Annotated in this window: 20 protein-coding genes and 1 other annotated feature; of the genes, 10 read left to right on the top strand and 10 right to left on the bottom strand. The window is 50.7% G+C overall.

Annotated elements, in window-relative coordinates; all coding sequences use genetic code 11:
- Nucleotides 1-24: 24 nt before the first annotated feature.
- Nucleotides 25-1314 carry an HlyC/CorC family transporter gene (locus tag NNO03_RS19395; RefSeq protein WP_005130434.1) on the bottom strand — a complete coding sequence of 430 codons (1290 nt, stop codon included), beginning with the start codon at nt 1312-1314 and terminating at the stop codon, nt 25-27.
- 18 nt (nt 1315-1332) lie between these two features.
- The gene (locus NNO03_RS19400; RefSeq protein ID WP_137383491.1) at nt 1333-2124 is read right to left on the bottom strand and encodes an inner membrane protein YpjD; all 792 of its coding nucleotides are present in this window, start codon (nt 2122-2124) and stop codon (nt 1333-1335) included.
- 165 nt (nt 2125-2289) lie between these two features.
- Here NNO03_RS19400 and ffh point away from each other — a divergent pair, with 165 nt between their 5' ends.
- The 5 genes from ffh (at nt 2290) to rplS (ending at nt 5918) form a co-directional block, all read left to right on the top strand.
- Nucleotides 2290-3651 carry a signal recognition particle protein gene (gene ffh / locus NNO03_RS19405; protein WP_271442422.1) on the top strand — a complete coding sequence of 454 codons (1362 nt, stop codon included), beginning with the start codon at nt 2290-2292 and terminating at the stop codon, nt 3649-3651.
- A gap of 252 nt (nt 3652-3903) precedes the next feature.
- Nucleotides 3904-4152 (top strand): 30S ribosomal protein S16, encoded by a 249-nt coding sequence (gene rpsP / locus NNO03_RS19410; RefSeq protein WP_003031228.1) that lies wholly within the window; start codon nt 3904-3906, stop codon nt 4150-4152.
- 18 nt (nt 4153-4170) lie between these two features.
- Entirely contained in the window at nt 4171-4719 is a 549-nt protein-coding gene (rimM, locus tag NNO03_RS19415) for a ribosome maturation factor RimM (protein ID WP_271450281.1), read from the top strand.
- A gap of 44 nt (nt 4720-4763) precedes the next feature.
- Nucleotides 4764-5531, top strand: a complete 768-nt coding sequence (gene trmD, locus NNO03_RS19420; RefSeq protein WP_003031232.1) for a tRNA (guanosine(37)-N1)-methyltransferase TrmD — start codon at nt 4764-4766, stop codon at nt 5529-5531.
- 39 nt (nt 5532-5570) lie between these two features.
- Nucleotides 5571-5918, top strand: a complete 348-nt coding sequence (gene rplS, locus NNO03_RS19425; protein ID WP_002914145.1) for a 50S ribosomal protein L19 — start codon at nt 5571-5573, stop codon at nt 5916-5918.
- 262 nt (nt 5919-6180) lie between these two features.
- Here rplS and NNO03_RS19430 read toward each other — a convergent pair whose 3' ends face one another.
- The 4 genes from NNO03_RS19430 to NNO03_RS19445 all read right to left on the bottom strand — a co-directional run bounded on the left by NNO03_RS19430 (nt 6181) and on the right by NNO03_RS19445 (nt 8946).
- Nucleotides 6181-6663, bottom strand: coding sequence for an OmpA family protein (locus tag NNO03_RS19430; RefSeq protein WP_045446366.1), 483 nt, complete (start codon nt 6661-6663; stop codon nt 6181-6183).
- Between the two features lie 12 nt (nt 6664-6675).
- A complete protein-coding gene (gene dgcN, locus NNO03_RS19435) occupies nt 6676-7902 on the bottom strand; it encodes a diguanylate cyclase DgcN (RefSeq protein WP_271450275.1) in 1227 nt (408 codons plus the stop codon).
- The gene (locus NNO03_RS19440) at nt 7895-8413 is read right to left on the bottom strand and encodes a YfiR family protein (RefSeq protein ID WP_040234078.1); all 519 of its coding nucleotides are present in this window, start codon (nt 8411-8413) and stop codon (nt 7895-7897) included. Before NNO03_RS19440 ends, dgcN begins: the two co-directional genes overlap by 8 nt.
- Before the next feature lie 158 nt (nt 8414-8571).
- Nucleotides 8572-8946, bottom strand: a complete 375-nt coding sequence (locus NNO03_RS19445; RefSeq protein ID WP_271442425.1) for a DUF2799 domain-containing protein — start codon at nt 8944-8946, stop codon at nt 8572-8574.
- 214 nt (nt 8947-9160) lie between these two features.
- On the opposite strand from NNO03_RS19445, the gene aroF reads away from it, so the two are divergent.
- Both aroF and tyrA read left to right on the top strand, forming a co-directional pair.
- A complete protein-coding gene (gene aroF, locus NNO03_RS19450; protein WP_005130422.1) occupies nt 9161-10231 on the top strand; it encodes a 3-deoxy-7-phosphoheptulonate synthase AroF in 1071 nt (356 codons plus the stop codon).
- A 9-nt stretch (nt 10232-10240) separates the two neighbouring features.
- The gene (tyrA, locus tag NNO03_RS19455) at nt 10241-11362 is read left to right on the top strand and encodes a bifunctional chorismate mutase/prephenate dehydrogenase (RefSeq protein ID WP_271450276.1); all 1122 of its coding nucleotides are present in this window, start codon (nt 10241-10243) and stop codon (nt 11360-11362) included.
- Between the two features lie 93 nt (nt 11363-11455).
- On the opposite strand, the gene pheA is transcribed toward tyrA, so the two are convergent.
- The 4 genes from pheA to bamD form a co-directional block, all read right to left on the bottom strand.
- The gene (gene pheA, locus NNO03_RS19460) at nt 11456-12616 is read right to left on the bottom strand and encodes a bifunctional chorismate mutase/prephenate dehydratase (RefSeq protein ID WP_271450277.1); all 1161 of its coding nucleotides are present in this window, start codon (nt 12614-12616) and stop codon (nt 11456-11458) included.
- 22 nt (nt 12617-12638) lie between these two features.
- Nucleotides 12639-12764: a sequence feature (Phe leader region), on the bottom strand.
- Nucleotides 12716-12763, bottom strand: a complete 48-nt coding sequence (gene pheL / locus NNO03_RS19465) for a pheA operon leader peptide PheL (protein ID WP_100250063.1) — start codon at nt 12761-12763, stop codon at nt 12716-12718. It overlaps the preceding feature by 48 nt.
- 102 nt (nt 12765-12866) lie before the next feature.
- Entirely contained in the window at nt 12867-13205 is a 339-nt protein-coding gene (raiA, locus tag NNO03_RS19470; RefSeq protein ID WP_271442428.1) for a ribosome-associated translation inhibitor RaiA, read from the bottom strand.
- 269 nt (nt 13206-13474) lie between these two features.
- Entirely contained in the window at nt 13475-14212 is a 738-nt protein-coding gene (gene bamD, locus NNO03_RS19475; protein ID WP_005130417.1) for an outer membrane protein assembly factor BamD, read from the bottom strand.
- Between the two features lie 131 nt (nt 14213-14343).
- Between bamD and rluD the strand changes: the two genes are divergently transcribed.
- From rluD to clpB, 3 genes are all read left to right on the top strand, one after another.
- Nucleotides 14344-15324, top strand: a complete 981-nt coding sequence (gene rluD, locus NNO03_RS19480) for a 23S rRNA pseudouridine(1911/1915/1917) synthase RluD (RefSeq protein WP_271442429.1) — start codon at nt 14344-14346, stop codon at nt 15322-15324.
- A complete protein-coding gene (gene yfiH / locus NNO03_RS19485) occupies nt 15321-16052 on the top strand; it encodes a purine nucleoside phosphorylase YfiH (protein ID WP_271442430.1) in 732 nt (243 codons plus the stop codon). The genes rluD and yfiH overlap by 4 nt, the downstream gene beginning before the upstream one ends.
- Nucleotides 16053-16181: 129 nt before the next feature.
- On the top strand, nt 16182-18755 hold the full coding sequence (gene clpB, locus NNO03_RS19490) for an ATP-dependent chaperone ClpB (protein ID WP_271450278.1): 2574 nt from the start codon (nt 16182-16184) through the stop codon (nt 18753-18755).
- Nucleotides 18756-18995 lie beyond the last annotated feature (240 nt).

Below are 18995 nucleotides of genomic sequence, written 5' to 3' on the forward strand. Positions count from 1 at the left end.
TGCGTTACCCGGTCTGGATTATCCTCACTGGTCAGATACGCTCTCGCGAAGCGGTTTGACCGGCAATACCTGCACCTGCTTAATCATATTGTCCTGTACGTCGAGAATATCGATATCGTACTGACCAATGCGCACTCGCGTGCCGGCAACGGGGATCTCTTCCAGTGCTTCAAGGATAATACCGTTTACCGTTCGCGCATCATCTTCCGGCAAATGCCAGTTAAAGGCCTTATTGATTTCACGAACGTTGGCGCTGCCGTCAATAATCACTGAGCCGTCATTCTGCGGCGTGACTTCTTCGGCAAGCGTCGGGGACATTGACGTGGTGAAGTCACCGACAATCTCCTCCAGAATATCTTCAACGGTGACCAACCCCTGAATATCGCCATATTCGTTGACCACCAGGCCGACCTTCTTCTTATTACGCTGAAATTTGATCAACTGAGTGCTGAGTGGGGTACCTTCCGGGACAAAGTAGATCTCGTCGGCGGCGCGTAACATGGTCTCTTTGGTGAACTCCTTTTTCTCGGCCATGAGTCGCCAGGCTTCACGGACGCGCAGCATACTAATGGCATCATCCAGTGAGTCGCGGTACAGCACGATACGCCCGTGCGGGGAGTGCGAAAGTTGGCGGACGATTGATTTCCAGTCATCGTTAATATCGATACCGATGATTTCGTTACGCGGGATCATAATGTCATCGACGCTGACTTTTTCCAGGTCCAGCACGGACAGTAGCATATCCTGGTTACGGCGAGAGATTTGCGAGCGCGATTCATTCACCAGCGTTCGTAGTTCATCTTTACTCAGCGAACCGCTCACCACGATATCTGTTTTGATGCCCATCATACGCATCAGCAGACGTGTGATGGTATTCAGTAACCAGACAAGCGGCATCATCAGTATTTGCAGTGGCGCTAACAACACGCTGCTGGGATAGGCCACCTTTTCTGGATACAGCGCGGCAATGGTTTTGGGCAATACTTCAGCAAATACCAGTACCACAAAGGTCAGAACCCCGGTGGCGATTGCCACGCCCGCATCGCCATACAGACGCATACCGACAATGGTTCCGAGCGCTGAGGCCAGTATATTCACCAGGTTGTTACCAATGAGGACCAGGCTTATCAGACGGTCGGGCTTACGAAGCAGTTTCTCAACGCGTTTTGCCTGACGATTTCCCTGTTTTGCGCGGTGTCGCAGACGGTAGCGGTTCAGGGTCATCATTCCGGTTTCGGAACCGGAAAAATAGGCGGAAATAACCACCATGATGAGAAGCGTAACAATAAGCGTGGTGGTGGAGATGTGTTCCACGTAGGTTCCTTAAAAGACTTAACTCACAAACTGCTGCAAGATGCGGCTGCCGAAATAGGCCAGCGTCAGAATGCCTGCGCCTGCGACGTTAAACCAGACGACACGACGTCCGCGCCAGCCTTCATGGTAATGTCCCCACAGCAGAACGATATAGACAAACCATGCCACGATAGACAGAACGGCTTTATCAATATTTTCTGTGCTGAACAGGTTGTGCATATAAAACAGGCCAGTACATAGCGTCAGCGTCAGCAGAACCACGCCTATCTGGGTGATATGAAACATTTTGCGCTCAATGCTCATCAATGGCGGCATTTCATTGTTGAACGCCAGTCTTTTATTTTTGAGCTGATAATCGATCCATGCCAGTTGCAGCGCATACAGCGCGGCAATGATTAAGGTGGCATAGGATAAGAGCGATAGCCCGATGTGAATCATCATGCCCGGTGTGGCTTCAAGGTGGGTGATGTATTCGTTGGGCATAAACGTAGCGCATGCCAGATTGATTAATGCAAAGGCATACACGATCGGCAGCAATAGCCAGCCGCGGTTGCGTGAGGCCACAATGGTCATTACCGTACAGATCATCAGGCTAACAAGAGAACCGACGTTCAGCAGGCTCAGGTTTTGTCCGCTTTCACCACCTGGCAGAATACGTGCTTCCAGGGCAAACGCGTGACAGACCAGCGCGATAACCGCAGAAAGAATAGCCATACGCCGCCAACCGCTGTTTTTTTGCAGCAGGGCGGGAACGATCAGCGCAAGGCTGACGGAATAGGCGACAAGGGCTAACAGAGCAAAAACGGGCATATGGGTGTCGACAGTTGACCAAGAGTAAAGAAAAGCAGTATAGCGTTACGTGACCTCTGCTCCAACCGTTGCATAACAACAAAGGCGGCTTCATGTTATACTGCGGCAAATTTCTGTTGATGTGTCGCTGTTGCGACCGACCGTTTCCACCCCAGGCGAGAGACAATGTTTGATAATTTAACCGATCGTTTGTCGCGCACGCTGCGCAATATCAGTGGCCGTGGACGCCTTACTGAAGACAACGTTAAAGAGACGCTGCGCGAAGTGCGCATGGCGCTGCTGGAGGCTGACGTCGCGCTGCCGGTAGTGCGTGAGTTTATCAATCGCGTAAAAGAGAAAGCGGTTGGTCATGAAGTGAATAAGAGCCTGACGCCGGGTCAGGAGTTCGTCAAAATTGTTCGTAACGAACTCGTCGCGGCGATGGGCGAAGAGAACCAGACGCTGAACCTGGCGGCCCAGCCACCGGCAGTGGTGTTGATGGCGGGTCTGCAGGGTGCGGGTAAAACGACCAGCGTAGGTAAGCTGGGTAAATTCCTGCGCGAGAAGCACAAGAAGAAAGTACTGGTGGTCTCCGCGGACGTCTATCGCCCGGCGGCGATCAAACAGCTGGAAACGTTGGCCGAACAGGTCGGCGTGGACTTCTTCCCTTCTGACGTCGGTCAGAAGCCGATTGATATCGTTAACGCCGCGCTGAAAGAAGCTAAACTCAAATTCTACGACGTGCTACTGGTGGATACCGCCGGTCGTCTGCACGTTGATGAAGCGATGATGGACGAAATCAAACAGGTCCACGCGTCTATCAATCCGGTAGAAACGCTGTTTGTTGTCGATGCTATGACGGGTCAGGATGCTGCGAATACTGCGAAAGCGTTTAACGAAGCTCTGCCGCTGACCGGTGTGGTACTGACTAAAGTCGACGGTGACGCCCGTGGCGGTGCGGCACTGTCTATTCGTCATATCACCGGTAAGCCGATTAAATTCCTCGGTGTCGGTGAGAAAACGGAAGCGCTGGAGCCGTTCCACCCGGACAGGATTGCCTCCCGTATTCTCGGCATGGGTGATGTGCTGTCGCTGATCGAAGATATCGAAAGCAAAGTTGACCGCGCACAGGCAGAGAAATTAGCCAGCAAGCTGAAAAAAGGCGACGGCTTCGATCTGAACGATTTCCTTGAACAGCTTAAGCAGATGAAAAACATGGGCGGCATGGCCAGCCTGATGGGCAAACTGCCGGGCATGGGTCAGATCCCTGACAACGTGAAATCGCAGATGGACGATAAAGTGCTGGTGCGTATGGAAGCCATCATCAACTCGATGACGATGAAAGAACGCGCTAAGCCGGAAATCATCAAAGGTTCCCGCAAACGCCGTATCGCACTGGGCTGCGGGATGCAGGTACAGGATGTTAACCGTCTTCTGAAACAGTTCGACGACATGCAGCGCATGATGAAGAAAATGAAGAAGGGCGGGATGGCGAAGATGATGCGGAATATGAAGGGGATGATGCCGCCTGGCTTCCCTGGGCGCTAATTTTTCCGGCCTGGCTCACTGGCTATTTCGGCTCCGGGGTGTGCTCGCCATCCTCACGTACTGCGTGTACGCTGCGGTGGCTGCGCGCACGCCGGCACCGAACTTGCTGCGCCGCCGACGGCCTTCTACGGCAGAGTTATTAACTGTTGATTGCTTTTTTCTCAGAAATCAGTAAAATTTTTGGGCTTTTAATATGACACCGGGTCCCTTCCCTCGATGGGGCCCGGTGTTTTATTCACACAAGAGGATGTTATGGTAACTATTCGTTTAGCTCGTCACGGCGCTAAAAAGCGTCCGTTCTACCAGGTTGTTGTCACCGACAGCCGTAATGCACGCAACGGTCGCTTCATCGAGCGCGTTGGCTTCTTTAACCCGATCGCTAGCGAAAAAGAAGAAGGCACTCGCCTGGATCTGGATCGCATCGCTCACTGGGTTGGCCAGGGCGCGACTATTTCTGATCGCGTAGCTACGCTGATCAAAGCAGCAAACAAAGCAGCTTAATCTGTCACGGTGGTCATGATGAGCAAGCAACTCGCCGCACAGGCACCCGTGGAACCCATCGTTTTGGGGAAAATGGGGTCTTCTTACGGTATCCGTGGTTGGCTCAGAGTGTTTTCTTCCACTGAAGACGCCGAAAGCATTTTTGACTATCAGCCCTGGTTTATCCAGAAGGCGGGTCAGTGGCAGCAAGTACAGCTGGAAAGCTGGAAGCACCACAATCAGGATCTGATCATCAAGCTGAAAGGCGTTGACGATCGTGATTCGGCGAATCTACTGACTAATTGTGAAATTGTCGTGGATTCCTCGCAGTTGCCTGCGCTGGAAGAGGGTTCCTACTACTGGAAAGACCTTATGGGTTGCCAGGTAGTGACCACTGAAGGCTACGATCTCGGAAAAGTCGTCGATATGATGGAAACCGGATCGAATGACGTGATCGTCATTAAGGCAAACCTGAAAGATGCGTTTGGTATCAAGGAACGTTTAGTACCGTTCCTCGATGGGCAGGTTATCAAGAAAGTCGATCTCGCTACTCGTACTATCGAAGTAGATTGGGATCCTGGTTTTTAAACCACCGGATAAACGGTAAAAGTCGGCGTTATGGGGATTGGCTTGTGTTTATAGGTATCGTTAGCCTGTTTCCAGAAATGTTCCGCGCAATTACCGATTACGGGGTAACTGGCCGGGCAGTAAAAAATGGCCTGCTGAACATCCAGAGCTGGAGTCCTCGTGACTTTACGCATGACCGGCACCGTACCGTGGACGATCGTCCTTACGGCGGCGGACCGGGGATGTTGATGATGGTGCAACCTTTACGGGATGCTATTCATGCAGCAAAAGCTGCGGCTGGTGAAGGCGCAAAGGTGATTTATCTGTCACCTCAGGGACGCAAGCTTGATCAAGCGGGCGTTAGCGAACTGGCAACGAATCAAAAGTTGATTCTGGTGTGCGGTCGCTATGAAGGAATAGATGAGCGCGTGATTCAAACCGAAATTGATGAAGAATGGTCAATCGGCGATTACGTTCTCAGCGGTGGTGAGTTACCGGCAATGACGCTGATCGACTCCGTTTCCCGGTTTATTCCGGGCGTACTGGGTCATGAAGCATCAGCAATTGAAGATTCGTTTGCTGACGGGTTGCTGGACTGTCCACACTATACCCGACCTGAAGTGTTAGAACAGATGGAGGTACCGGCGGTATTACTGTCGGGAAACCACGCTGAAATACGTCGCTGGCGTTTGAAGCAGTCGCTGGGCCGGACCTGGCTTAGAAGACCTGAACTTCTGGAAAACCTGGCTCTGACTGAAGAGCAAGCAAGGTTGCTGGCGGAGTTCAAAAAGGAACACGCACAACAGCAACATAAACATGATGGGCAGGCGTAAGCCCCCAATATCAGTTTACCCAGGATAAGAGATTAAATTATGAGCAACATTATTAAGCAACTTGAACAAGAACAGATGAAGCAGGACGTACCTTCCTTCCGTCCGGGTGATACCGTGGAAGTGAAAGTATGGGTTGTTGAAGGTTCCAAAAAACGTCTGCAGGCATTCGAGGGCGTGGTTATCGCTATTCGTAACCGCGGTCTGCACTCTGCATTCACTGTTCGTAAAATTTCCAACGGCGAAGGCGTTGAGCGTGTCTTCCAGACTCACTCTCCGGTAGTTGACAGCATTGCTGTTAAACGTCGTGGTGCTGTTCGTAAAGCTAAACTGTACTACCTGCGTGAGCGTACTGGTAAGTCTGCTCGTATCAAAGAGCGTCTTAACTAAGATATCGCTCAGGCGACATCCTGATAGAAGGGGCTGGCCATTTTTGGCTGGCCCCTTTTTTTATATCGACAGAATACCGATGCCAGCGGTTAGCCGGGTAAATTGGTTTTGGGGCGTTTAAGGCTTAATGGAAAGGTGATTGTTACGTTACCGGCGAGGTGCTGAGTCGTGTGGGGCGGGTGTTTCGTTCGTCATTGCAATCGACTGACTGCGCGAGTTCAGTACGTCCCATTCTCTGTTAGCGCAGCCAGCCGGGTAATGATTAAGGTGTACTGATGACTACCGCAACGCGGCGGTTTTCAGCGCGCCCTTTTGAAGTCTGGTTGCTGGCAATCGGGTATTTCTTCCCGAGCCCTTGGGTTGTCAGGTTAGTGCGTGGAATGTTGGCACCCTGAGCCCAGGCATCTGCAACCACATTGGCTCGTTTGAGCGACAGAGCTTCGTTGTAGCTGTCCTCACCATAGTTATCGGTATGCCCATCCAGACGAGCATGGTTTAACCCGGTAGCAGCCAGTTTGGACGCCATTTCCTGGATTTGCTTTTCACTTTCAGGGCGGAGTTTATAGTCGTTTTTGTCAAACAGTATGGTGTCAGACAAACCCAGAGACCAGTCTCCTGAAGCTTCAGTGAATCCGTACGATTTCATCGCTGCAATTTGCTCTGGGGTAAATTTCCCCTGAGGCGCCTGACAGCCTGCCAGAATCAGCATGATGAGAATAAACGGGGATAATAAACGTTTTAGCATGTGTGTAATTCCTTATTTTTTAATAATGCGCTCAGCGCGCAAATTTTTAGCCTGATACATATTGTGATCGGCAAGTTCTTGTAATTTCTCGGCAGAGGCATGTTCCCACGTCAGTGCAAAACCAATACTGAGTGTCATGCTTGCCAGATGACCGTTATGCAGGTCAAAAGGTCGATTAAACTCTTGCGACAACGCCGCGCAGATACGTTGAACTTCGTATTCAGAATGGACGCTGTAAAGCACCATGGCAAATTCATCGCCGCCAAGTCGGTATGGGTGATGCCGATTACCACCAAATTCGGCCAACCTTTTTGCGACTTCGATCAGGACCCGATCGCCCGCAGCGTGTCCCCAGGTATCATTAATAAATTTAAAATTATCGCCATCAAGGAATAGCAACGCAGAGCTGCTGTGGGCCGCGTCGTCGTTCATCAGTGCGTTAATACTGCTACGAAATGCGGCACGGTTCGCAAGACCGGTCAAAGGGTCATGTAGCGCGGTACGCAACAGTTGGGCATTCTTTGCCTGCAGACGTAGTTGCCACTCTTCCATCTCATCCAGCAGGCTATTAAAGTCCTGCGCAAACAGATGAAATTCTTCAATCCGCTCTTCAGATACGCGCCGCGAGAAATTTCGATTGGTACGAACATCATGTACCACTTCAGTAATATTTTGCAGGGCGTCCACGACGCCATTGTGTAAATAACGAGTAAGCATCAACGCAATACCCGATGCCAGTAAAATGCATCCGGTAAGAACGGCTAGCGACAAATAAATAAAATGGCTAATAACGCTATCGCGGGCAATCAAGCGCACCTCACCAATAACGTCGCCATTGTGCAAAATGGGCTGAGTCACCGGTTGCGGGAACAGCCAGTGGCTGATGATGCTGCTGATTTTGTCAGTGGTATCCTGCGCGTCATAGTGCCAGGTGGCGATCACTTTCTGCTTTTGATTGCGGACCTCTGCAACTGAAAATTGCCCTTGCTGCCCCAATGCAGCCAGCGTTTCCGATGCTGCGACACTATCCGAAAAGACTAATGCTGCTTCGAGCGTGCGGGTCATGGTTGCTGCCGTGAGATCCAGGTTCTTTTGTGCGTATTGCTTCAAAGCCAGCACAGAAGAAATGCTAAGCAGCAGCCAAATCAGCGTCATGGTTACCAGTACGCTGACGATGCTGATACGCCGTAGTGTCCGCTTAAACGTTGGGCGTTTTATGGGAGAAGGACCCTTATTCATGCTTTTTATTCCGCGCAAGCATCAATACGTCCGGACTCACCCTTACACCGCTGCGTGACAGGGAATCCATATTTACGGAAAATCTCACGTCTTCATCTTTAATTATGAGGCAAAAAGCGCTGCCAATAACGCATTCGGGATTCTGTTCGGCAATTAATAACAATGCCTTAGTAGGATATTTATTCTTTAATTCCGCCTGATATGTAGGGCTTTCTTTTCCAAAATAAAAGCCATCACACTGCGCAACTAAAACTTCTTGTTCCGTATGAATGATGACAGGAAGATAGGGTAGTGCTCCTGCTCGGGTATCTTCCAGCACGCTGGAAAAGCGCGAAGAAGAGAATATACACAGTTTTGGTGGCCCTGAAAGTGCGGGCCAGCGTGTATAACTGACGATACCGGAAACCATAGAGCGCACAGATTTTGCCTCTTCCGTAACGCTGTGAGCGTACAGAGGTAATCCGGTCAGAAGCAGTGCCAGTAGAAGTATGAGTCGGTAAGAAAAGCTCATGAATAGGTACCTACCAGCGTTTGCCGTAATGCGTCGATATACATTCAAGATCGTTTGCAACAAAATAACATTATTTTCCCAGGGCGTCATTATTCCTGGAATGAGTGTATTGAGTATTTAAGCTAAATCTCATTAATTTATAAAATTTAAGCTCTTGTTTAATTTAACCTTGTTGAGGCCGCACCTTCATTTGCTCCTTTTTGCCATGCGTCATGTAACTGGCTGACATTGTCTACCGTGTCGCAACTGGCAGGGAAGGTTTTTCCGGTCAATCCTCTTGCGTAAACAAAGTCCTGCTGACAGGTTTTCCTTTGTCCTTCGGCGTACCCCTTAAGATATTGGGCGCGATCGACCTCTGGGTCATTGTAGTTGTCGGCAAGTGTCTCGTTATCTTTAACGACATAGCCTGAAATGGCATCTTGTATCCCGGCATCAAACCAGTCGGTACCTGTCCAGGTGGGGGAGAAAGTATAGGGATCTATCTGACATCCGCTGAGAAATAATACAAATAAGGTACAGATGAGTTGCTTCATTGCCTGTTCTCCCCGTTTTTTTAAAGCATAGCGGATTCATATATAGAGATGTGTAAATTTAAATGTACGGTATCTTGCGGTAATTTTGCTGAAAAGTCGCTTACTGTAAACAAAAAATTACGGAATGTGGATTGAAATCTTTACCCGTTGTGTTATCGTGATTACCTCCTCGCTGAGGAAAACTATCGCAAACGAGCTAAACAGGATCACCATCATGCAAAAAGACGCGCTGAACAACGTACACATTACCGACGAACAGGTTCTGATGACCCCAGAGCAGCTTAAAGCGGAATTTCCGCTGAGCCTCGCACAGGAGGCGCAAATCGCTCAGTCGCGTAAAACCATTTCAGACATTATCTCTGGCCGCGACCCGCGACTGCTGGTGGTGTGTGGTCCATGCTCGATTCACGATCCTGAAGCGGCTATTGAGTACGCTCGTCGATTTAAAGCCCTTGCCGCAGAGGTCAGCGATAGCCTCTACCTGGTGATGCGCGTCTATTTTGAAAAGCCCCGTACCACCGTCGGCTGGAAAGGGTTGATTAACGATCCTCATATGGATGGCTCTTTTGATGTTGAAGCGGGTCTGAAAATTGCGCGTCAATTGCTGCTTGAATTGGTGAATATGGGGCTACCGCTGGCTACAGAAGCGTTAGATCCAAACAGCCCGCAATACCTGGGCGATCTGTTTAGCTGGTCAGCTATCGGTGCGCGTACCACTGAATCACAGACGCATCGTGAAATGGCTTCTGGTCTTTCTATGCCGGTTGGTTTTAAGAATGGTACGGATGGGAGCCTGGCGACGGCAATTAACGCCATGCGTGCTGCAGCACAATCACACCGCTTTGTGGGTATTAACCAGGCGGGGCAGGTTGCACTGCTGCAAACGCAGGGTAATCCAGATGGTCACGTGATCCTGCGCGGTGGTAAAGCGCCGAACTACAGCCCGGCTGATGTCGCCCAGTGCGAAAAAGAGATGGAGCAGGCAGGACTACGACCTTCTCTGATGGTAGATTGCAGTCATGGTAATTCCAATAAAGATTACCGTCGCCAGCCAGCCGTGGCTGAATCTGTGATCGCCCAAATCAAAGATGGCAATCGCTCGATCATCGGCTTGATGATTGAAAGTAATATTCACGAAGGCAACCAGTCCTCCGAACAGCCACGCAGCGAAATGAAATACGGTGTCTCCGTAACTGATGCCTGCATTAGCTGGGAAATGACGGATGCGCTACTGCGTGAAATTAGTCAAGATTTAAACGGCCAGCTGACGGCGCGTGTAGCATAAGAGGTTGGTATGGTTGCTGAATTGACCGCATTGCGCGATCAAATTGATGAAGTTGATAAGGCATTGCTGGATTTACTGGCACGCCGTCTGGAGCTGGTTGCCGAAGTCGGTGAAGTCAAAAGCCGCTTTGGGCTGCCGATCTACGTACCAGAGCGGGAAGCCACAATGCTGGCTTCCCGCCGCGCAGAAGCTGAAGCGCTGGGGGTGCCGCCAGATCTGATCGAAGATGTATTGCGTCGGGTTATGCGCGAGTCTTATTCAAGTGAGAATGACAAAGGCTTTAAGACGCTTTGCCCTTCTTTGCGTCCGGTGGTGATCGTCGGTGGTGGCGGGCAGATGGGGCGGCTGTTCGAGAAGATGCTGACGCTGTCTGGCTATCAGGTGCGGATCCTGGAACAGCAGGACTGGGAGCGCGCCACTGAGATCGTCGCCGATGCAGGCATGGTGATCGTCAGTGTGCCGATCCACGTTACTGAACAGGTAATCGCGAAATTACCGCGCCTGCCGTCTGATTGTATTCTGGTCGATCTGGCCTCGGTGAAAAATGGTCCTCTGCAGGCGATGCTGGCGGCACACGACGGTCCGGTTGTGGGTTTACACCCGATGTTTGGTCCGGACAGCGGCAGTCTGGCAAAACAGGTCGTGGTTTGGTGTGATGGGCGGCAGCCGGAAGCCTATCAGTGGTTCCTTGAGCAGATTCAGGTTTGGGGCGCGAGACTGCATCGGATTAGCGCCGTTGAGCACGACCAGAATATGGCGTTTATTCAAGCGCTACGTCACTTTGCGACATTTGCTTACGGGCTGCATTTAGCGGAGGAGAATGTGCAACTGGAGCAGTTGCTGGCTCTTTCTTCACCTATTTACCGTCTTGAACTGGCAATGGTTGGTCGTCTGTTTGCCCAGGACCCTCAGCTCTATGCCGATATTATTATGTCGTCAGAGAGTAATCTTGCGCTCATCAAACGTTATTACCAACGTTTTGGCGAAGCGATTGGTTTGCTGGAGCAGGGGGATAAGCAGGCTTTTATCGACAGTTTCCGTAAGGTGGAACACTGGTTTGGCGACTATGCGCAGCGCTTCCAGAGTGAAAGTCGTACCCTGTTACGCCAGGCTAACGATAGCCGTCAATAAGTAAGATGCCTGATGGCGGCTTCGCCTTATCGGCCTACAAAAATCGCCTGAATTGTAGGCCGGATAAGCGCAGCACCATCCGGCATTGTCACGTTAGCTCGGGTCGACCGGCACCACGTTTTCACTCGGATAACATCCCAATACTTTCATCGAACGCGTAATCTCCCCCAACTCCTTCAGGGCTTTTTGCATCTGGGGTGATTCCAGGTTGGCCTGGATATCGAGATAAAACATCTCTTCCCACGGATTGCCGTGAATCGGGCGGGATTCCAGCTTGGTCATAATCAGATTATGGTTACGCAGTACCAGCAGCGCTTCAACCAGCGCACCTGCCTGTTGTCCTGTCGCCATCAGCAACGTTGTTTTCGCTGGAACCTGGTCAGAAACATTGATTGCTTTACGTGCCAGAACCACGAAGCGGGTAATGTTTTGCGTCTGATTAGCTTCAATATGCTCAAGTACCTGCAGACCATGCAATACACCACCGGCTTCGCTCCCCAGGGCTGCTACGCGTGGTGAGTTAGCCTGGGCGACCTTTTCCATCGCAGCTGAAGTGCTTTCAGTGTATTCAATCTTCCAGTGCGGGTAGCGGTTCAGGAACTTGCTGCACTGCTGGAACGGCTGCGGATGGCTGTATACCGTGTCGATGCTCTCCAGATCGGTTGTTCCCGACACCAGTACGCAATGGTCGATAGTAATCGTCATCTCTCCGACGATAGAGAGGCTGGTGTGCTGCAGAAGATCGTAAACGTCATTAATCGCACCGGAACTGGTGTTTTCAATAGGCACTACCGCGTAGTCTGCCTGTCCGGTTTCAACCTGATTAAAGATATTGGCAAATTTCGCGCAGCCGCTTTCAATAAACTGCTCAAAATGACGTGCGGCGTACTGACGTGCTGCAAGGTGTGAGTAAGACCCTTTTGGTCCCAGGAAGGCAACACGAGCGGAATGCGGGTTGATCTTGTTCAGATGTTGCTGAAGGAGCGCCTGCTGGGTCAGGACAGAGTCTTCGATAATAAGCTGGAACAAGCGCGTGATGTAGTGGGCATCGAGGTGATGTGCTTTACCAAGCTGAATTAAACGGTCCAGCAGGTCGCGTTCCCGATCAATATCGCGTACCGGGCGATGAGACAGCAACTTGGCTTTACCGACTTCTACCGCCAGACCACGTCGTTCTGCCAGCAGGGCCAGTAATTTTTCATCCAGCGAGCTGATCTTTTCTCGCAGCGCCAGTAATGGGTTTTCCGATGTCATAGTGTTGCCTTTCTTGTTATCAATAAAAAAGGCCCCCCGTTGTGGGAGGCCTTATTGTTCGTCTTCGCATTCTTTATCACACGACGAAACGCCTCCCATTCAGGGGAAGGTAAAAAAGAATGCGAAGAAGAACGGGACAAGTTTCATGTAATTTTCCTTTGGCTACATCAGTAAAGTACCCGTACTGTTTTCACCCTGTCAACAAAAAACGCGCCCGAAGGCGCGTTGGCGATACACTCAATGTAAGGGACTACTCTTCTTCTGCTTCGACGAAGTTGGCGTCTTTTACTGAAGTTGTTGCACGACGGGCTTCGCCTTTGTGCTGCACTTTATTGAGCTGCCGTTCCAGCTTGTTGATCAAATCGTTAATGGCGGTGTACATATCCTCGTGTTTTGCGCTGGCGACCAGATGTCCATTCGGGGTGTTGATGGTGGCATCAGCAATGAAACCCTGTGGCTCCTTAGACAGAATGATATGTGGATTAATCAGATGAGTTTGCCATTTATCCAGTTTGGAGAGACGGTCTGCGACATGCTGGCGAATTGCCGGAGTAATTTCCATTTGTTTACTGGTAATGTTCATTGTCATAAATTTTACCTCTTGTCTTTCCCGTCTTGGTGATTCCAGCATACCGTTCCTAATGTCAAAATGTGTGATCTAAATCACATTATTTTGTCGCTTTTTGTCAAGAAAACCTTTTTGTGAGGCACCGCAGGAACAGGCGATTTTTTACTTGAGGAATACCTGAAAGCAGGCCATATTTGATAGGATGCGTCGCAGCTAAACCGCTTCAGTTGTGGCGTTAACGAATAAAAAAACGGCAGCCCAGAGGCTGCCGTTTTGCATTCTGAGGTCAATCAGGTGTTGCTGCTGTTAGCGGCAATGATTTTCGCTACTTTTTCTGCCTGGGCATTCATCTGCATTTGGCGATAAGCGTTTTCCATCAACGGCAGGGCATCACGCGTTGCCTGGGTATCCGGATAGTCACGCAGCATACCTTCCACACGGTTCACGACTGCAACCCATGCGCCACGGGCGGTATAGTACTCAGCAACAGAGTATTCATACTTCGCCAGACGATCTTTCAGGAATACCAGACGCTTAGTGGCATCGGTTGTGTACTGGCTGTTCGGATAACCACGTACCAGTTTGGAAAAGTCATTAAACGCAGCTCGGGCATGCTGTGGATCGCGATCGCTACGATCGACGCCAAAGAATCCTTGCAGTGCGCTATCGTCCAGCGCCATATTGGTCAGGCCACGCATGTACATGACATAATCAATGTTAGGGTGAGTTGGGTTCAGACGAATAAAACGATCGATGGCAGCCTGAGCAAGTGGCAGATCGGCGTTTTTGTAGTAGGCGTAGATGAGATCTAATTGCACCTGCTGAGAATACGGTCCAAATGGATAACGGTTATCCAACGCTTCCAATTGCGTTATTGCCTGTTTCCAGTTACCGTCCTGCAGCTTTTGCTGAGCAGTCGCGTAGATTTCATTTGGCGGATTATCGGGCACCTCTTCCTTTGAACCAGAGCAACCCGCCAAAAACAGGCTCAACGTGGCTGCTGCCACCAGATATTTCATGCGCGTCATGACGTTTTGACTTTCCTCAAAATGTAATACGGGAGATTCTCTGTTCCTGCTCCCGGTTAAGACCAGCTACAATAGCACACTATATTAAACGGCAAAGCCGTAAAACCCAACGTTAAACGAAGAAGCAGTTTATGGCACAACGAGTAGAACTCACCGCAACAGTCTCCGAAAATCAGCTTGGTCAACGCTTAGATCAGGCTTTGGCCGAATTGTTCCCTGATTATTCGCGATCGCGCATAAAAGAATGGATCCTCGACCAGCGCGTACTGGTAAATGGCAATCTTTGCGATAAGCCGAAAGAAAAAGTGTTAGGTGGAGAGCGTGTCTCCATCAATGCTGAAATTGATGAAGAGATTCGTTTTGAAGCTCAGGATATCCCGCTGGATATCGTTTATGAAGATGACGACATTCTCGTCATCAACAAACCACGTGATCTGGTGGTTCATCCGGGCGCGGGCAATCCTGATGGTACGGTTTTGAATGCGTTGCTGCATTACTACCCGCCAATTGCGGATGTCCCACGAGCCGGTATTGTGCACCGTCTGGATAAAGACACAACCGGGCTTATGGTTGTGGCAAAAACTGTCCCGGCGCAAACACGCCTGGTCGAGTCATTGCAGCTGCGCGAAATCACTCGTGAGTATGAAGCTGTGGCGATTGGCCATATGACAGCGGGCGGTACGGTCGAAGAACCGATCAGCCGTCATCCCACCAAACGTACGCATATGTCAGTGCATCCAATGGGGAAACCTGCGGTAACGCACTATCGCATTATGGAGCATTTCCGTGTGCACACGCGTCTGCGGTTGCGTCTGGAAACCGGACGTACGCACCAGATCCGCGTGCACATGGCGCATATCACCCATCCGCTGGTAGGCGATCAGGTCTACGGCGGTCGTCCGCGCCCGCCGAAAGGTGCTTCTGACGAGTTTATCTCCGTGCTGCGTAAGTTTGACCGTCAGGCGCTGCACGCGACCATGTTGCGTTTGTATCATCCGATTTCCGGTATCGAGATGGAATGGCATGCGCCAATCCCACAAGATATGGTGGAGCTTATCGAAGTGATGCGCGCTGATTTTGAAGAGCATAAGGATGATGTTGCCTGGTTATGAGTAAGCTAATTGTCCCGCAGTGGCCGATACCTCAGGGTGTCGCAGCCTGTAGTTCTACCCGCATTGGCGGCGTCAGTATGTCGCCTTATGATTCGCTGAACCTGGGTGCCCATTGTGGCGATAACCCGGAGCATGTGGAAGAGAACCGCAAGCGGCTGTTTGCTGCGGGCAATCTGCCTTCGAAACCCGTTTGGCTTGAACAGGTACACGGTAAAGATGTCCTGAAATTAAGCGGCGGGCCATACTTATCTAAACGTGCAGATGCGTCCTACAGCAATACGCCAGGCACCGTATGTGCAGTGATGACGGCGGACTGTCTGCCGGTGCTGTTTTGTAATCGTGCTGGAACAGAAGTGGCGGCGGCCCATGCGGGCTGGCGCGGGTTATGTGAAGGTGTGCTGGAAGAAACGGTGGCGTGCTTTGCCGACAAGCCGGAAAACATTATTGCCTGGTTAGGGCCGGCGATTGGTCCGATTGCGTTTGAGGTAGGTGCAGAAGTTCGCACCGCGTTTATGGCAAAAGATCCGCAAGCTGACAGTGCATTTGTGCCGCGTGGTGAAAAATATCTGGCGGATATCTATAAGCTTGCACGTCAACGTCTGGCAAATGTAGGGGTAGAGAGCGTCTACGGTGGCGACCATTGCACCTTCAACGAAAGTGAGACGTTCTTCTCTTATCGTCGCGACAATACCACGGGTCGTATGGCAAGTTTTATTTGGCTGATATAACCTAAAGAATCAAGACGATCCGGTACGTGTAATTTTCTTTTCACATAATTCAGGTCATTCACCTTGAATAATTGAGGGATGACCTCATTTAATCTCCAGTAGCAATTTTGACCTGTTATGGGAGGAGTTATGCGTCTGGATCGTCTTACCAATAAATTCCAGCTTGCTCTTGCCGATGCCCAGTCACTCGCACTGGGGCACGACAACCAATTTATCGAACCACTTCATCTAATGAGCGCCTTGCTGAATCAGGAAGGGGGATCGGTTCGTCCTTTGTTAACGTCCGCTGGCATCAATGCTGGCCAGTTACGCACAGCGATTGATCAGGCATTGAGCCGTTTACCACAGGTAGAAGGTACCGGCGGTGATGTTCAGCCTTCTCAGGATTTGGTGCGTGCACTGAATCTTTGCGACAAGCTGGCGCAAAAACGTGGAGACAATTTCATTTCGTCAGAACTGTTCGTTCTGGCAGCGCTTGAGTCGCGCGGTACGCTGACCGATTTATTAAAATCAGCAGGAGCGACAACCGCCAATATCACTCAGGCAATTGAACAAATGCGTGGAGGTGAAAGCGTGAATGACCAGGGGGCTGAAGACCAACGTCAGGCCTTGAAAAAATATACCGTCGACCTGACCGAACGCGCCGAACAAGGCAAGCTCGATCCGGTTATCGGTCGTGATGAAGAAATTCGCCGCACGATTCAGGTGCTGCAACGTCGTACTAAAAACAACCCGGTTTTGATCGGTGAGCCAGGTGTTGGTAAAACCGCTATCGTCGAAGGGTTGGCACAGCGAATCATTAACGGTGAAGTACCTGAAGGGTTAAAAGGTCGTCGCGTGCTGGCGCTGGATATGGGCGCGCTGGTGGCCGGGGCGAAGTATCGCGGTGAGTTTGAAGAACGTTTAAAAGGTGTGCTCAACGATCTCTCGAAACAGGAAGGCAACGTCATTCTGTTTATCGATGAGTTGCATACAATGGTCGGCGCAGGTAAAGCCGATGGCGCGATGGACGCCGGTAACATGCTGAAACCGGCGCTGGCGCGCGGGGAACTGCACTGCGTAGGGGCCACCACGCTTGATGAATATCGCCAGTACATCGAAAAAGATGCGGCGCTGGAACGTCGTTTCCAGAAAGTGTTTGTGGCTGAGCCATCAGTAGAAGACACCATCGCCATTCTGCGCGGCCTGAAAGAGCGTTACGAGCTGCACCACCATGTGCAGATTACTGACCCGGCGATTGTTGCGGCAGCCACGCTGTCTCACCGCTACATTGCTGACCGTCAGTTGCCGGATAAAGCTATCGACCTTATCGATGAAGCAGCGTCCAGTATCCGTATGCAGATTGACTCCAAGCCGGAAGAACTCGACAGACTCGACCGCCGTATTATCCAGCTCAAGCTGGAACAGCAGGCGTTGATGAAAGAGTCTGATGAGGCAAGTAAAAAACGTCTTGATATGCTTAATGAAGAACTGGACGACAAAGAGCGCCAGTATTCAGAGTTAGAAGAAGAGTGGAAAGCTGAAAAAGCGTCCCTCTCTGGAACGCAAACCATTAAGGCAGAGCTGGAACAGGCAAAAATCGCTATCGAACAGGCGCGTCGTGTCGGCGACCTGGCGCGCATGTCTGAACTGCAGTACGGCAAAATTCCGGAACTGGAAAAACAGCTGGAAGCTGCAACCCAGTCTGAAGGTAAAACTATGCGTCTGCTGCGTAATAAAGTGACGGATGCAGAAATTGCCGAAGTGCTGGCGCGCTGGACCGGTATCCCGGTGGCTCGTATGTTGGAAGGCGAGCGGGAAAAATTGTTGCGGATGGAACAGGATCTGCACAGCCGCGTGATTGGCCAGAACGAAGCGGTAGAAGCGGTATCTAACGCCATCCGTCGTAGCCGTGCAGGATTGTCCGATCCGAATCGTCCGATTGGTTCATTCTTGTTCCTGGGGCCAACCGGTGTCGGTAAAACCGAGCTGTGCAAAGCACTGGCGAACTTTATGTTCGACAGTGACGATGCGATGGTGCGTATCGATATGTCCGAGTTTATGGAGAAACACTCGGTATCTCGTCTGGTAGGTGCGCCTCCGGGATATGTCGGTTATGAAGAAGGTGGGTACCTGACGGAAGCGGTGCGTCGTCGCCCTTATTCGGTCATTCTGCTGGATGAAGTGGAAAAAGCGCATCCGGATGTCTTCAACATTCTGCTGCAGGTGCTTGACGATGGTCGTTTGACTGACGGGCAGGGGAGAACGGTCGATTTCCGTAATACGGTTGTCATCATGACTTCGAACCTGGGCTCTGATCTGATTCAGGAGCGCTTCGGCGAGCTGGATTACAGCCATATGAAAGATATGGTGCTGGGCGTTGTGAGCCAGAACTTCCGCCCGGAATTCATCAACCGTATAGATGAGGTTGTTGTATTCCATCCGCTGGGTGAGAAACACATTGCTTCTATTGCTCAGATCCAACTGCAGCGTCTGTACAAACGTCTGGAAGAGCGTGGTTATGAAATCCACATCTCTGACGAAGCACTTAAATTGCTGAGTGTGAATGGTTATGATCCTGTGTATGGTGCACGTCCATTGAAACGTGCTATCCAGCAGCAGATCGAAAACCCACTGGCACAGCAAATCTTGTCTGGTGAGCTGATTCCGGGCAAAACGATTCGTCTGGAAGTGAATGACGATCGTATTGTGGCAGTGCAGTAAGTCACAAAACCTAAATAAACGGGCCCTGCGGGGCTCGTTTTTGTTTGAAAACCAGGCAAAAATAGCTTCATTGTCCGAAAAGTAATCGCTTGATAAGTTTTTTGTATTTTTAACTTGTCAGCCTGAAATAACTCCCTATAATGCGCCTCCACTGACACGGAACAACGGATTACAAGCCGCCGGGTCAGCGGGGTTCCACTGAGAACCTCACGAAGAAAAGCGAAATTAAATGCTTGACTT

The organism is Citrobacter sp. Igbk 16, assembly GCF_028069755.1.
In the GTDB taxonomy this organism is placed as follows: Bacteria; Pseudomonadota; Gammaproteobacteria; order Enterobacterales; family Enterobacteriaceae; genus Citrobacter.